This is a genomic window from Sorangium aterium, assembly GCF_028368935.1.
Taxonomy (GTDB): Bacteria; Myxococcota_A; Polyangia; order Polyangiales; family Polyangiaceae; genus Sorangium; species Sorangium atrum.
This window is the reverse complement of record NZ_JAQNDK010000001.1, coordinates 1518690-1534316: the sequence shown is the minus strand read 5'-3', so window position 1 is coordinate 1534316 and position 15627 is coordinate 1518690. Positions and strand designations below refer to the sequence as shown.

The window sequence follows — 15627 nt, the reverse complement described above, 5'->3', positions numbered from 1 at the left end:
GGGGCAGGAGGTAGAATAAATTGCGTACATTCAAATTGGGCTTGGTTTGCGCCTCGGCGCTGTCCGTCGCGGCGTTCGCCGCGTGCGGCGATGACGACTCGATCTCCCCGTCCTCGACCGGCACCTCGTCCGCGAGCAGCTCCGCTAGCGGCGGTGACGGTGGCGGTGGCGGCGGTGGCGGCGGTGGCGACGGAGGTGGTGGTGGCGACGTCAGCGCCGATTGCTCCTCCCCGGTGGAGGTCAGCGAGGCGATCACCGCCAGCACGAAGTGGACCGCCGACAAGTGCTACCTCATGAAGGGGATCATCTTCGTCGAGCGCGGCGCGACCCTGACCATCGAGCCCGGCACGACGATCATGGGCGAGAAGGTGAGCCTCGCCACGCTCGTCGTGAAGCCCGGCGCCAAGATCAACGCCAAGGGCACGGCGAGCAAGCCCATCGTGTTCACGAGCCAGGGCGAGGCGGGCGATCGCGCCGCCGGCGACTGGGGCGGCGTCATCCTGCTCGGCGAGGCGCCCGTCAACGTGGAAGGCGGCAAGGCCAACGTCGAGGGCATCACCGGCGAAGGCACGGAGTACGGCGGCGACAAGCCCGCGGACAACAGCGGTGTCCTCGAGTACGTGCGCATCGAGTACAGCGGGATCCTCCTCTCTCAGGACAACGAGGTCAACGGCCTCACCTTCGCCGGCGTCGGCTCCGGGACGACCGTCGATCACGTGATGGTGCACCACACGCTCGACGATTGCTTCGAGTTCTTCGGCGGCACCGTCAACGCGAAGCACCTCATCTGCGCGCAGAACGGCGACGACGGCTTCGACTGGGATCTCGGCTACACCGGCAAGCTCCAGTTCCTCGCGCTCCAGCAGGACCCGTCCGTCGCCGACGAGACGAACGGCTTCGAGGGCGACAACGACGCCGATTCGTCGGCCAACACGCCCCTCAGCGAGCCGACGATCTACAACGCGACCCTGTGCGGCAAGAACAAGGAGGTCGACAAGCAGCAGTACGGCATGCTGCTCCGCCGCTCGACGAAGGCCCACATCTTCAACACCATCGTGACCGGCTTCGAGGCGGGGGTGGATCTGCGTAACGAGCTCACCGAGGTCGAGCTCGCGAGCTCGATCTTCTTCGGCAACATCGAGGAGAACATCGCCTACGAAGAGACGGATACCGAGGCGGCGACCGAGTCGAAGCTCGACGACGACGACGACGCTGGCGCGGACGAGGTCGCGTGGTTCGGGGACGAGGCGACCAACAGCACCGATGATCCTGGGCTCGCCGACTGCTTCGCCGCCACGCCCGACTTCCGGCCCGAGGCCACGCTCACCGAGAACGCGGCGACCCCGCCGGATGACGGCTTCTTCGACCCGGAGGCGAAGTACATCGGCGCCTTCAAGGCCGATGACACCTGGGCGACGGGCGCCTGGGTCTCGTTCGACGCGAACTGACGCCGCGCCGTCCGCGCCGGCCCTCCGCGACGCGGTGGGCGGACCGGATCCGTGGCGAGAGAAATGACGAAGGCCGGCTCTTCAGCCGGCCTTTATCGTCACGAGCATCACGGCTCCGCCGCAGGCGCTCAGCGCACCCGCGGCGTAAACCCGGACACACTGCTCCGATGCTCGCTGCATACGCCTCGCGCGTCCGCGGTCTCCTTGAATGACACCCTTCCGCACACCTCGCAGATGCACAGGTGTGCGCGATAGAACTCCCGGTCGAGCAGGATGTCGGCGGCGAGCAAGCTGAGCACAATGTCACCGAGGAAGTCGATCTCGCGCGGCGAGGCGACCCAGACGGGACGGCCGCCGACCGCCGCCCGGCGGACCCTGCCCCCGTAGATCGCCGCGTTCAGGAATCGATCGTCGGCGACGGGCGCGATCAGCCCCCGCAGGGCCGTGATGACGCGCCCGCGGGCCTTGTGGATGAGCTCCTCGAGGTTGCTGCTGCCGTCGGCCCGGGGATCGAGCATGACGGGCGTCGCGCCGGGCTCGCGCACGATCTGGGGGCGCTTCATCAGGCCCGGGGTCACCAGGTGGTCCACGAACCAGTCCTGGAGGTCCTTGGGCGTCCACTCGGACGCCGGCCACTCGAGGAACTCGAGCGCGCCGCGGAGGCCGCTGATGCTCTGGAGACCGGGGTGGGAGGGGAGGCTCGGCAGGGTGCGGGATGTGTGCAGACGCCGGGACGAGCGGCGGCTCGCCTCCTCGATGTTGCGGCCGGATCCCATGTTCACCTCGAGGGCGGACCCCCGGTCCCGATGGATGCGAGCTCTTGCAGAGGCCACCATGCCGAGGGAACAAGCACAACTTGTGCCGAACCTGGCGAACGGGGCGACATGGATTTGCTGGGAGTTCTGCCCAGAGAGCGTTCGCGGGCCGTTGGGATGGCCGGCCACTGGCCGGCCAGGTTCTTCAACGGGTAAGATTGTGCCCGATGGACCACTCCACCGTCCGCGTCTCGGTTTCACCGGAGCCCTCGGTCGCCGAGCCCGTTCCCGGCATCGTCCTGATCTTCTCGGGGGATCAGCCGCGCTGCGCTCCGATCCCGCTGGATCGTGGCTCCGTGGTGGTGGGTCGCGGAGGCGTCGGCGGCGTGCCCCTCATGGACGACTCGCTCATGTCGCGACGACACGCCCGCATCGCGTACGACGGCGGCGCTTGGACCGTGGAGGACCTCGGCAGCACCAACGGGACGTCGGTCAACGGCGAGCCGATCCGCGGCGAGGTGCGGAGGGACGCGATCCAGGTCGTCGGCGCGGGGACGTCGGTGTTCCTTGCGCTCAGCGACATCCGGAGCTTCGCGCGCGGGGGCGTGCGCGTCGAGAAAGAGAGCGTCCTCGGGCCGAGGCTGCAGCTGATTTACGACACGATCATCCGCGCCGCGGCCGCGGGAGACAGCCTCCTCGTGACGGGCGAGAGCGGCACGGGCAAGGAGCTCGCGGCGCGCGCCTACCACGAGGCGGGGCCGCAGGCGCGCGGCCCGTTCGTCGCCGTCAACTGCGCGGCCATCCCGGAGGGCCTGGCGGAGCGGCTCCTCTTCGGCGCCAGGCGCGGCGCTTACTCCGGCGCGACGCACGACACCGACGGCTATGTGCAGGCCGCCCACGGAGGCACGCTCTTCCTCGACGAGGTGGCGGAGCTCGACGCGGCGGTCCAGGCGAAGCTGCTGCGGACGATCGACACCCGGCAGGTCCTTGAGCTCGGCGCGGTCGCGCCTCGCCCGGTGCAAATCCGGATCTGCGCGGCGACACACGACCTCCGCGCCCGCGTCGCCCAGGGCCGCTTCCGGGATGATCTCTACTACCGTATCGGCCGGCCCGAGGTCCGGCTCCCGCCCCTCCGCGAGCGGACCGAGGAGATCCCGTGGCTGCTCGCGCAATGCGCAAAGGCGGTCGGCGCGGCCGCTCAGAGTGGGTCGCCGACGATTCACCATTCAATGATCATCGCGTGTGCGATGCGCCGCTGGCCGGGGAATCTGCGCGAGTTCGTCGGCGAGGCGCGGCGCGCCGTGACGCGCGCGCTCGACGAGGGGCGGCGCACGGTCGAGGCCAAGGATCTGGACCCGCTCGCCGGCGTCGGGCTGAGCCCGGAGGCGCTCGAGCCGCACGCCCGGCCGACGGCGAGCGATGTTCGACCGGCGCGCGCAGGACAGGCGCCGCCCGAAGATGAGATCGCCGAGGCGCTTCGCCTCGAGCGAGGCAATGTGTCTCGCGCCGCCATCAGGCTCGGAGTGCACAGGAATCGAATTCGACGCTGGCTCGAGAAGAATGGCGTCGATCGCTCCCACTTCGCCGAGGGAAGCGACCTGTCCGATAACGACTGAACCGCTGGCGCCCGCCGTCGCATGCACAGGTGCAGGAGTGCGTCAATGGTGCCGCCGCGTCGCTGGAGAGCGCTCGTCACCCGGCTGCGTTGCGATGACGAAGTCACTCCCGGCGTAGGCTGCTGAGCCCGAGGGGGCGGTCGTTCCGTACATCACCTCCAGCAAACGCTCTGCTCCTTACGAAGGCCTGAAGGCCCTCGCGGCGCTGTTTCTCGGGCGAAGGAGCGCCCGATCGTCGCAGGGTTGCCTCCATCTGGCGACGCAACGTGGGATCGATCGACCGAGCGCCCATGTATAGGGACTTTACAGAGCTGATTATGCGGGTTGTAATGTGGTGTGTAAGCCCCGTCCCCAGCGAGGTGCTGTCACGACCACGGTCCACTCGACGAGTCCGGCGCGTGCTCGCCAGGTCGGAGCCCACGATGCGCCCTGAAGAGACCACCAGTGAAGTGTCCCGCGGGCCCGTGCGTCGCGCGCGGCCTGCGTCATCGAGGCCGCGCTCCGCGCGATCCGCGCGCGCCGGGGCCGGCCGGGCTTCCGCCTGCGGCGCGATCACGCTCGCCTCGCGGGACGCCTACGAATGCCTACGTCTGTCGCCAGAAGACAGGCTCGGACGGCGCGCGGAACACGAGGACGGGCGCGCGACGCACAATGACGATCTTGGACTTGACCGGGCGGGCGGCTTCATCGATGTACAGAGAGTTGCCTCTCGGGTCTCCGTGCGAGCTCAGGCCCCGTCGCGTCACGGGCGGGCGCTGCGCTTCGCGGCCTTGCCGCGGGCGCGCGGCCGCCGAGCGCCTGCTCCCTGCTCGCCGTCGGGCTCTCCCTCAGCGACATCTGCAAACATTGAAACCCCTGGCTCCTGCGAGGTGGTCGACGTCATGCGTTCGCGCCTGAAATCGGCCGCCTGCGGAGAGCCCAGCCAGGACGGCGGGCTGCCTGGTTGAACAGCCCTGGACACCATGAACGCGATCCGTAGACACGTAGTATCGGCCGAAGAGGCGCCTCTTAGCCTACGAGCGCACATCGAGGGGCCCACCAGCTCGACCGCGTCCAGCCCAGGGCAGCAGCCGAGCTCGGGAACCCGCCAAACCCACTCGCGTCGCCGCCCGTTCCTGAGCCGCCTCCTCGCGGCGGGCGAGGCGATCGACGCGGGGGATGGCGAGCGCGCGAGGGCCCTCATCGAGGGCATCCTGCGGGCCGAACCCGATACGGGGGACGCGTCCGAGCGCATTTCTGGCGTGTTTGGCAGGGCGCTGCTCGCCCGCCTGGACGGAGATCGCTCCGGCGATGGGAATCTGTACCTGCGCAGCGCCGGGCCGCGGGACATGCTCGCGGCGTTTCAGCTGCTCGTGCACGCGACGCCGCTCATCCGGTTCGGCTACCTCAGCGCGAACGCGGCCATCGTCGAGGCGTTCCAGGACGAGGGGGAGATCCATGTCATCGACATCGGCGTTGGCGGCGGTACGCAGTGGCCATTCCTGCTACACCGGCTGGCGACGCGGCCCGGCGGCCCGCCGCGGGTCCGGCTGACCGGTATCGATCTGCCGTGCCGGGGCCCCGATCCCGAGCAGCGGCTGCGCTGGGCGGGCGCCTTCATCGGGGGGTGGGCGGAGCGGCTGAAGGTCCCCTTCGAGTTCCACGGCGTCGCGTCCTCGGTGGAGCGCGTCGACTGGAGCCGTATCGCGTCCCGCTCCACGGCGCCCATTGCGGTCAATGCGGCGTTCGCATTGCACCATGTGCCGGATGCCTCGGTGCACGCCACCGCGAACCGCGACACCATCCTCACGAGGATCCGCGCGCTGTCGCCGCGCGTGCTGACGCTCGTCGAGCCGGATGTGGAGCACAACGCGCACCAGTTCCTCCCGCGGCTGTCGGAGGCGATCGGCCACTACTATGCGGTATTCCAGGCGCTCGAAGCGCTGCTCCCGCCGCACATCGCCGCGCGGGAGACCATCGAGCAGGTCTTCTTCGGGCAGGAGGTGATGAATGTGGTGGTGGGCGAGGGGGCCGCGCGCGTCGAGCGGCACGAGCGCCGGGGCGCCTGGCAGCGCCGCCTCCGCATGAACGGCTTCGAGCCGCTCCGCGTCTCGCCGCACGAGTCGCTGGTCCGCGGAGCGCTCCGCCTGAACCAGGGGTTCGACGTCCGGAGCGACGAGCCCGCGATCCTGCTCATGCGCAACGGCGTGTCCCTCGTCGCCGCGTCGGCGTGGCGTCCACGGCAGCTCCCGCCGCCATCGCGGTTCATGTCCGGGCTGTTCCGCCGCTAGGAGCGCCGAACAGCGCAGGTGAGCCCCTAACGCACGAATCTGCGCCCCTCGATCAACAACCGCTCCCCTGTCCGGATCCCATCCGGACGCGAGCGGCTCCTCGCTCTCAGCGCCTCAGGAGGACGAGTGCCACCCAGAGCACCAGCGCGCCGATCGCGAGGCCTGCGAGGGAGATCCACAGGGCGCGGCGCCTGTGCATTGCGATCTCCCAGAGGTCGCGCCGGTACCCCGCCGTGTGACCGCCCTCGGCCGCGGACCCGGGGTCGTGGAGCGGAAGAGGGCTCAGCCCTTCGCGCCTGACGAGCTCGAACAGCACCGAGCCGCGCGCCTGGGCCCGTGCGAGCTGCGCCAGCATCTCACGGCGACAATGAAGGCAAAACGTCGACGCATCCTCTTCGATGCCGACGAGGCCGAGCTCCCGTAGCTGTTGCTGCTCCCAGCTCTCCCTGGCTCGCCGGGCCTCATCGTGCGCGTCCTCTCGGCGGTCGTCGTGGTGTGGGCTGTCCTTCGCGGTCATCGCAGCTCCTGATCGGGGCCGCGACCTGCGGCTCCCTAGGAGGATCTATTCCGGCCAGCCGCGAGAAATTCTCACGCAATCCGCTCGGCGGACATGCCGCGATGGCCGCAGGCCACCCGGACGAGCCGCTGACAGCCAGCGAGCGGCGAGCTCGCCGAGCTCAGCAGGTGACGAGCACCTTGAGGGCGCCAGGCGCCGCCGCGGCCGCCAGCGCCTCCGCGGCGCGCTCCAGCGGGAGTCGCGCCGACACGAGGGGGCGGACGTCGACGGTCCGGGCCTCGAGGGCGCGCAGCGCTGGCCCGAACAGCCCGCAGCGCGACCCGACGACGGTGATCTCGTTGATGACGAGCTCCGCGAGGTGGACGCTGGAGAGCCCGGCCACCGTGCTCTTGAGCACGAGCGTGCCCCTGGGCCGGGTCGCGCGGACCGCCCTCACGAACCCCTCGGCGGTGCCGGTGGCCTCGACCACCAGCTCGGCCGGATCTCCGGCCCAGGCGCCCTGAGGCGGGGAGGCGCCGGCGCCGGCCGGGCCCGAGGGCTCCGGGCGAGCGAGCTGGGTCGCGATGCCCTGCGCGCGCAGCAGGGCGAGCTTCTCCTCGTGCTTGCCGACAGCGAGGACGCGGGCGCCAGCCTGGTGGAGCACCTGCGCAATGAGCAGGCCGAGCTTCCCGTCGCCGAACACGAGCGCCGACGTGCCCGGCGACACACGCACCTGCTCCAAGATCGCGAACGCCGCCGCGAGCGGCTCCGCGAAGACCGCCTCCTCGTCGTCGACCCCGTCGGCCACGGCGTGGAGGTTCGCCACGGGCACCGCGACGCGCTCCGCCAGCGCCCCGTCGGCGCCGACGATGCCCATGACGGTGCGCGTCGGGCAGTGCCTGCCCAGCCCGCGCGCGCAGAGCTCGCAGCGGCCGCACGCGAAGTTGATCTCGCCCACCACGCGGCGGCCGAGCCAGGCGGCCGGGCCCTCCACGACGTCGCCGACGAACTCGTGCCCCAGCGTGCCGCGGAAGCCCATGTAACCGTTGATAATTTCGAGATCCGTGTTGCAGATCCCGGCGCACCGCACCTCGACCACGGCCATGCCGGCCGTGGTCGAGGGGGGCTCGCGGTCGATGACGCGCGCGGCCGTTCCGTCCCAGACCAGCGCTCGCACGATCGCGCTCTAGCCCGCCGCGAGCGCCAGCCGGCGCTTCGCCGGCTGCATCAGGTAGGCGTCGACCGCGTCCGCGGCCTTGCGCCCCTCGGCGATGGCCCAGACGACGAGGCTCTGGCCGCGCGACATGTCGCCGGCGGCGAAGACGCCCTCCACGCTGGTGCGCCCGCCGTGGGCCTTCACGTTGCCGCGCTGGTCCATCTCGACGCCGAGCTGCTCGATCAGCCCCTCGCGCTCCGAGCCGACGAAGCCCATCGCGAGCAGGACGAGCTCGCACGGGATCTCGAACTCGCTGCCCGGGACCGGCACGAACTTCCCGCCTTCCAGCTTCACCCGCGTCGCCTGGAGCGCGCGGACGTGCCCGTGCTCGTCCCCGAGGAACGCGGTGGTCGACACCGACCAGTCGCGCTCGCCGCCCTCCTCGTGGGAGGACGAGGTGCGGAGGATGAGCGGCCACGCGGGCCACGGGTTCGTCAGCGAGCGCTGCTCGGGGGGGCGGGGGAGGAGCTCGAGCTGCGTCACGTGCGCCGCGCGGTGGCGGTGGCTCGTGCCGACGCAGTCGGAGCCGGTGTCGCCGCCGCCGATGACGACCACCCGCTTGTCCGTCGCGAAGATCGCCTCGCTGTCGGGGATCACGTCGCCGGCGACCCGCTTGTTCTGCTGGGTCAGGAAATCCATCGCGAAATGGACGCCCTTCAGGTCCCGGCCGGGCACCGGCAGGTCGCGCGGCCGGCGCGCCCCGCCGCACAGCACGACCGCGTCGTACTGCTCGCGCAGGGCGTCGCCGGTGATGTCGACGCCGACGTGGACGCCCGTGCGGAAGGTCACCCCCTCGGCCTGCATCTGCTCCATGCGCCGATCGATGAGGTGCTTCTCCATCTTGAAGTCGGGGATGCCGTACCGGAGCAGGCCGCCGATGCGATCGTCGCGCTCGAAGAGCGTCACGTCGTGGCCCTTGCGCGCGAGCTGCTGGGCAGCGGCGAGCCCGGCGGGCCCCGAGCCGACCACCGCGACCTTCTTGCCCGTGCGCTGCTTCGCGATGACCGGCGCCACCAGGTTCCGGTCGAACGCGCGATCCGCGATGGCGCGCTCGACGTTCTTGATGGTGACCGGCTTGCCCTCGATGTTCAGCACGCACCCCGCCTCGCAAGGGGCGGGGCACACGCGCCCGGTGAACTCGGGGAAGTTGTTCGTCGCGTCGAGCGACGCGATCGCCTCGGGGAGGCGCTCGCGGAACATGTGATCGTTCCAGTCGGGGATCAGGTTCCCGAGCGGACATCCGTCGTGACAGAACGGGATGCCGCAGTCCATGCACCGCGCTGCCTGATCGCGCAGCTCGGCGTCGGGGACCGGGAGCTCGAACTCCTGCCAGTCGTTCAAACGCTCGGAGACGGGCCGCTTCTTGATGTCGACCCGCTGGATCTCGAGGAAGCCTCGTACCTTACCCATGGGCGGCCGACCTCTCTCCCGTGCTCAGGGGACCCGCGTTGGCGGGGATGTAACGTCCAGTGGAAACATAGGGGGTGGAAGGAGATAGGAGAGACACGAGCCTGTCCGACCCGTCCGCCCCGTTCGTCGCGGGCGACGCCGCGGCCTCCAGGGCGCGGCGGTACTCGCTCGGGACGACCTTCACGAACTTCGACAGGACGGCCTGCCAGGAATCGAGCAGCTCGATCGCCTTCCGGCTGCCCGTGCGCCGCACGTGCTCCTCGAGCAGCGCCCGCACCGACTCGGCGTCGGCCGCGGTCATCGTCTCGAGCTGCACCATCTCCTTGTTGCAGCGCGCCTCGAAGAGCGCGTCCTCGTCGAAGACGTAGGCGAGCCCGCCGCTCATGCCGGCCCCGAAGTTGCGGCCGGTGGTGCCGAGGATGATCACGGTGCCGCCCGTCATGTACTCGCAGCCGTGGTCGCCCACGCCCTCGACGACGGTGGTGGCCCCGCTGTTCCTGACCGCGAAGCGCTCGCCCGCGCGGCCGTTGAAGAACGCGCGGCCGTTCGTCGCGCCGTACAGCACGACGTTGCCCACGATGACCTGGTCGTCCGGCCGGAACGGCGCCTCGCGCGGCGGTCGCACCGCGACGACGCCGCCCGAGAGGCCCTTGCCGACGTAGTCGTTCGCGTCGCCTTCGAGCTCGAGCGTCATGCCCCGGGAGGCGAAGGCGCCGAAGCTCTGGCCGGCGCTGCCGGCGCACTTGACCACGATGCTGTCCTCGGGGAGCCCGACGCTGCCGTGGCGGCGCGCGATCTCGCCGCTCAGCATCGCGCCGAGCGTCCGATCCGAGTTCTTCACGCGGGTCTCGATGACGACGGGCGGCCCGCCGTCGATCGTCGCGCGCGCCTTCTCGATCAGCTTGAGGTCGAGCACCCGGTCGAGCTTGTGGTCCTGCAGCTCCACGCAGTGGGTCGGGCTCGTGAGCGCCTCCTTCGGGCGGTACAGCACCTCGGAGCAGTCGATCTTCCTCGCCTTCGGGTGGAGCCCGGCGCTCCGCTGCACGATGCAGTCGGAGCGCCCGACCATCTCGGTCAGCGTGCGGAAGCCCAGGCGCGCCATGATCTGCCGGAGCTCCTCGGCCACGTAGAAGAAGAAGTTGATGACGTGCTCCGGCGCGCCCGTGAACTTCTTGCGGAGCTCGGGGTCCTGCGTGGCGATGCCGACCGGGCAGGTGTTGAGGTGGCACTTGCGCATCATGATGCAGCCGGTCGCCACGAGCGGCGCCGTCGAGAAGCCGAACTCCTCGGCGCCGAGCAGCGCGGCGAACGCGACGTCGCGGCCCGTCATCAGCTTGCCGTCGGTCTGCACGATGGCGCGGCCGCGGAGCCCGTTCATCACGAGCACCTGGTGCGCCTCGGCGAGGCCGAGCTCCCACGCGACGCCCGCGTGGTGGATCGACGTGAGCGGGGAGGCGCCGGTGCCGCCCGAGTCGCCGCTGATCAGCACCACGTCGGCGTGCGCCTTCACGACGCCCGCGGCGATGGTGCCGACGCCCGCCTCGGCGACGAGCTTCACGCTGATGCGCGCCTTCGAGTTGATGTTCTTCAGGTCGAAGATGAGCTGCGCGAGATCCTCGATCGAGTAGATGTCGTGGTGCGGCGGCGGCGAGATCAGCGTCACGCCGGGCGTCGAGTGGCGCACCTTCGCGATCACCGCGTCGACCTTGTGGCCCGGGAGCTGGCCGCCCTCGCCGGGCTTGGCCCCCTGCGCCATCTTGATCTGCAGCTCGTCGGCGTTCACGAGGTACTCGGCCGTGACGCCGAACCGCGCCGACGCGACCTGCTTCACAGCGCTCCGCTTCGAGTCGCCGTTCGGCAGCCGCAGGAAGCGCACCGGGTCCTCGCCGCCCTCGCCGGTGTTCGACCGCGCGCCGATGCGGTTCATCGCGATCGCGAGGGTCTCGTGCGCCTCCTTCGAGATGCTCCCGAAGGACATGGCGCCCGTGGCGAAGCGCTTCACGATCGACGCGGCGGGCTCGACCTCCTCGATCGGCACCGGCGGGCCCGCGGGCCTGAAGTCCCACAGCCCGCGGAGCGACATCGGGTGCTCCTGCTGCTCGTTGATGACGGAGGCGTACTCGGCGTAGCTCTTCGCGTCGTCGAGGCGGACCGCCCGCTGGAGCGAGGCGATCGACTGCGGCGTCCAGAGGTGCCGCTCGCCGGACACGCGGAAGTGGTGGTGGCCGCCGACGTCGAGGTGCGCGCGCGACCGCTCGCCGTACGCCGCGTGGTGGCGCGCGAGCGCCTCCTCCGCGATCTCGCGCAGCCCGACGCCGCGGACGCGCGACGCCGTGCCGGTGAAGTACGCGTCGATGACGAGCTGATCGATGCCGATCGCCTCGAAGATCTGCGCGCCCTGGTAGCTGGAGAGCGCGCTGATCCCCATCTTCGACATGATCTTCAGGATGCCCTTCTTGAGCCCCTTCACGTACCGCGAGCCCGCCGCGGTCGGCGAGAGATCGGCGCCGAGGGTCTTGTCGCGGCACATCGCCGCGATCGACTCGAACGCGAGGTACGGGTTCACCGCGCCGGCGCCGTAGCCGATGAGCAGCGCCATGTGGCCGACCTCGCGCGCCTCGCCGGTCTCGACGATGATGCCCGCGCGCGTGCGCGCCCCCTCGTTGATGAGGTGGTGGTGCACGGCGCCCACCGCGAGCAGGCTCGGGATGGGGGCGAGCGTCTCGTCGATGCCGCGGTCGCTGAGGATGAGGATGCTCGCGCCGTCGGCGATCGCGCGGCTCGCGTCCTTGCAGAGCTTCGCGAGCGCGGCGCGCAGGTTGTCCTCCGGGTCGCCGTCGACCGGGAAGTACATGGGGAGCGTGGCCGCGCGGAAGTCGGGGAAGACGTTCTTCCGCAGCTTCGACAGGTCGTCCTGCGTGAGGATCGGGTGCGGCAGCTCGAGCATCCGGCACTGGCGGGGCGTCTCCTCGAGGAGGTTGCCCTCGCCGCCGACGCAGCTCACGAGCGACATCACGATCTCCTCTCGGAGCGGGTCGATCGGCGGGTTCGTGACCTGCGCGAACAGCTGCTTGAAGTAGCGGAAGAGCAGCTGGGGCTTCTCGGAGAGGACGGCGAGCGGGATGTCGATGCCCATCGAGCCCACCGGCTCCTCGCCGAGGGTGGCCATCGGCCCGAGGATCATCCGCAGGTCCTCCTCGGTGTAGCCGAACGCCTGCTGCAGGCCCCGGAGGTCCGCGTGCGGGATGGTGTAGAGGCTCGGCACGTCCTCGAGGGCGCGCAGATCGATCTTGTTCTCGGCGACCCACGCCGCGTACGGCTTCTGCGTCGCGACGCGGCGCTTGATCTCGTCGTCGCTGACGACGCGGCCCTCGGTCGTGTCGACGAGGAACATCTTGCCCGGCTGGAGGCGTCCCTTCTGGATGACGCGCGCCGGCTCGATGTCGAGCACGCCGAACTCGCTCGCGAGCACGACGAGCCCGTCGCTCGTCACGACGTACTTCGCGGGGCGCAGCCCGTTCCGGTCGAGCGTCGCGCCGATCAGCCGTCCGTCCGTGAAGCACAGCGCCGCGGGGCCGTCCCACGGCTCGATCAGACAGCCGTGGTACTCGTAGAACGCCTTCTTCTCGGCCGACATGTCCGGGTCGAGCGCCCAGGCCTCGGGCACGAGCATCATCATCACGTGGGGCAGCGAGCGGCCGCTCGCGAGCAGGAAGTCGACCACGTTGTCGAGCGCCGACGAGTCGGAGCCGCCCGGGCGGATGATCGGCTTGAAGTCCTCGATCGCGTTCGCGAAGACATCGCTCTTCAGCAGCGCCTCGCGCGCCGACATCCACGCGGTGTTGCCGCGCACGGTGTTGATCTCGCCGTTGTGCGCGATGACCCGGTACGGGTGCGCGCGCTCCCACGTGGGGAAGGTGTTCGTGGAGAAGCGCGAGTGCACCATCGCGAGCCGCGACACGGTGCGCTTGTCGGACAGATCGGGGTAGAACGCCGCGACCTGCTCCGCGAGCATCAGGCCCTTGTAGACGACCGTCCGCGACGAGCAGGACGTGATGTAGAAGTCGTCGGCGTTGGCGGCGCGGCCGGCGCGCTTGCGGATCGCGTAGAGGACCTGCTCGAAGGACTGGCGAGGCGCGACCCTGCCGATGAAGAGCTGGCGGATCGCGGGGCGCGAGTCGCGCGCGATCGGGCCGAGCGCCGCGTCGTCGATGGGGACGTCGCGCCAGCCGAGGACGCGCTGTCCGTGGTGCACGACCGCGGCCTCGAGGATCGCCTCGCACTGGCGGCGCCGCGACGGGAGCTGGGAGAAGAACGCCGTCGCGACGGCGTAGTCGCCGGGAGCAGGCAGCGCGATGCCAAGCGCGGCCAGGGACGTGGCGTACAGCTCGTGCGGGATCTGGAGGAGGACGCCCGCGCCATCGCCGGTGCAGGGGTCGCAGCCAGCGGCGCCGCGGTGGGTTAGATTTTCGAGGATCTCGAGCGCTTGGCAAACGACCTCGTGCGTCGCTTCACGGCGGAGCGTGGCGACGAATCCGAGACCGCATGCGTCGTGTTCGAAAGCCGGATCGTAAAGACCTTGTCGTTGGGGCAGAGGCATGGTGCTGACTTCACACGCGCGTAGCACATGTGGCACAAGGATTGGAGCCCTAGTTTAATGCGGCGCGCCAGGAGCCGCGGAACCGGGCGCAAAATGGGGGGAGAAGTGTCGCATCGCCTGACCATGGGCCGCCGCGCCCGGCGGCGGCGCTCGGCAGTGGACGCCCGTCGTCGGCCGTGGTGTGGGTGGTTGCGGCCGGCGTGCCGGCCCGGCCTCCGGCGGCGCGGTATTCGGATGAAGCTCTTCGCACTCAGCGATCTCCACGTCGGGTATGCGGAGAACCGGTCGGCCATCGAGCGCATCACGCCGCGGCCGAGCGACTGGCTCATCCTCGCCGGTGATCTCGGGGAGACGGAGCAGCACCTCATCTACGTCCTCGAGACCCTGGGCCCGCGGTTCAAGCGGCTCGTGTGGACGCCGGGCAACCACGAGCTCTATACGATGCCGAGTGAGCGCGGCGGTCCGCGCGGCCAGGCACGGTACGAGCGGCTGGTCGAGCTGTGTCGGAGCCGCGGCGTGCTCACGCCGGAAGACCCCTACGTGCTCTGGGACGGCGAGGGCGGACCTCACGTGCTGGCGCCGATGTTCCTGCTCTACGACTACAGCTTCCGGCCGGACGGCGTTCCCGAGCGCGACGCGGTGGCGTGGGCCATGGAGAGCGGCGTCCTCTGCAGCGATGAGGAGCTGCTCGACCCAGCCCCCTACGCGAGCCGACCCGACTGGTGCCGGGCCCGCCTCGCCGCGACGGAGGCCCGCCTCGCCGCGATCGGGGGGCGCCCCACGGTGCTCATCAACCACTTCCCGCTGCGCGAAGAGCTCGTGCGGTTGCGGCTCATCCCGCGCTTCTCGATCTGGTGCGGGACGCGTCGCACCCACGACTGGCACACGCGGTTCCGCGCGCGGGTGGTCGTGTCAGGGCACCTCCACATCCCCCGCACCGACTGGATCGACGGTGTTCGTTTCGAGGAGGTGTCGTTCGGATACCCGCGCCAGCGGCCCATCGAGCGCAGCGCCGACAGCTGTCTGCGGGAGATCCTCCCGGGCCCTGCAGGGGCGGCTCCGCCGAGGATGTAGATGCTCACGATCGGTCCCGGCGCCGCGCACCTCTGGTACGTCTTCTGCGACGCAGCTCGCGACGAGGCGTTGCTCGCGGCGTACCACCGGCTGATGGCGCCTGACGAGGCGGCGCAGCAGGCGCGCTTCCTGTTCGCCGAGAACCGGCACGAGTACCTGCTCACCCGCGCCCTCGTGCGCACGGTCCTCTCGAAGTACGCGAACGTGGCGCCCGAGGCGTGGTCGTTCGTCCGGAACGAATTTGGCCGCCCGCAGATCGCCGGACCTCCGGGGGTGCCGCCGATCCGGTTCAACCTGTCGAACACGCGGGGGCTGATCGCCTGCCTGGTCGCGCTGGATCGCGACGTGGGCGTCGACGTCGAGGACACCGAGCGCGCGAGCAGCGCGGTGGACATCGCCGACCGCTTCTTCTCGCCAGGCGAGGTGAGCGCGCTGCGCGCGCTGCCGCAGGAGAGGCAACGCGCGCGCTTCTTCGAGTACTGGACGCTCAAGGAGTCGTACATCAAGGCGCGCGGGATGGGGCTCGCGATCCCGCTCGATCAGTTCTCGTTCCACCTGGACGACGGGCCGGCGATCGGCATCTCGTTCGATCCGCGGCTCGGCGATGATCGCTCGGCCTGGCAGTTCGCGCTCTACCAGCCCTCGGCGCGGCACACGATGGCCGCCGCGATCCGCAGCGGGGGCGGACCCCCGCTGTCGATCGAGCTGAGGGAGACGGTGCCGCTGCGCGACGGCGGATGAG

Annotated in this window: 10 protein-coding genes; 5 read left to right on the top strand and 5 right to left on the bottom strand. The window is 70.4% G+C overall.

Annotation, left to right across the window (positions count from 1 at the left end):
• The first annotated feature begins 41 nt into the window (after window positions 1-41).
• Entirely contained in the window at window positions 42-1448 is a 1407-nt protein-coding gene (locus POL72_RS05645) for a beta-helix domain-containing protein (RefSeq protein ID WP_272093985.1), read from the top strand.
• Window positions 1449-1576: 128 nt separating this feature from the next.
• Here the strand turns inward: POL72_RS05645 and POL72_RS05640 are convergent, their stop codons facing one another.
• Window positions 1577-2224: a hypothetical protein gene (locus POL72_RS05640; protein WP_272093984.1), complete on the bottom strand. Its 648-nt coding sequence runs from the start codon at window positions 2222-2224 to the stop codon at window positions 1577-1579.
• 206 nt (window positions 2225-2430) lie between these two features.
• On the opposite strand from POL72_RS05640, the gene POL72_RS05635 reads away from it, so the two are divergent.
• Together POL72_RS05635 and POL72_RS05630 are read left to right on the top strand one after the other, a co-directional pair.
• Window positions 2431-3819 (top strand): FHA and sigma-54 interaction domain-containing protein, encoded by a 1389-nt coding sequence (locus tag POL72_RS05635; protein ID WP_272093983.1) that lies wholly within the window; start codon window positions 2431-2433, stop codon window positions 3817-3819.
• 962 nt (window positions 3820-4781) lie between these two features.
• Window positions 4782-6089, top strand: a complete 1308-nt coding sequence (locus tag POL72_RS05630) for a GRAS family protein (protein WP_272093982.1) — start codon at window positions 4782-4784, stop codon at window positions 6087-6089.
• A gap of 106 nt (window positions 6090-6195) precedes the next feature.
• Here the strand turns inward: POL72_RS05630 and POL72_RS05625 are convergent, their stop codons facing one another.
• The 4 genes from POL72_RS05625 to gltB form a co-directional block, all read right to left on the bottom strand.
• Window positions 6196-6606: a hypothetical protein gene (locus POL72_RS05625; RefSeq protein WP_272093981.1), complete on the bottom strand. Its 411-nt coding sequence runs from the start codon at window positions 6604-6606 to the stop codon at window positions 6196-6198.
• A gap of 160 nt (window positions 6607-6766) precedes the next feature.
• Window positions 6767-7762: an MDR/zinc-dependent alcohol dehydrogenase-like family protein gene (locus tag POL72_RS05620; RefSeq protein ID WP_272093980.1), complete on the bottom strand. Its 996-nt coding sequence runs from the start codon at window positions 7760-7762 to the stop codon at window positions 6767-6769.
• A gap of 9 nt (window positions 7763-7771) precedes the next feature.
• Entirely contained in the window at window positions 7772-9211 is a 1440-nt protein-coding gene (locus POL72_RS05615) for a glutamate synthase subunit beta (RefSeq protein ID WP_272093979.1), read from the bottom strand.
• Entirely contained in the window at window positions 9204-13811 is a 4608-nt protein-coding gene (gltB, locus tag POL72_RS05610; protein WP_272093978.1) for a glutamate synthase large subunit, read from the bottom strand. The genes POL72_RS05615 and gltB overlap by 8 nt, the downstream gene beginning before the upstream one ends.
• A gap of 234 nt (window positions 13812-14045) precedes the next feature.
• Here gltB and POL72_RS05605 point away from each other — a divergent pair, with 234 nt between their 5' ends.
• Both POL72_RS05605 and POL72_RS05600 read left to right on the top strand, forming a co-directional pair.
• Window positions 14046-14885 carry a metallophosphoesterase family protein gene (locus tag POL72_RS05605; protein ID WP_272093977.1) on the top strand — a complete coding sequence of 280 codons (840 nt, stop codon included), beginning with the start codon at window positions 14046-14048 and terminating at the stop codon, window positions 14883-14885.
• Complete coding sequence (locus tag POL72_RS05600) at window positions 14886-15626, top strand: 4'-phosphopantetheinyl transferase family protein (protein WP_272093976.1); 741 nt, start codon at window positions 14886-14888, stop codon at window positions 15624-15626.
• Window position 15627: the final 1 nt, after the last annotated feature.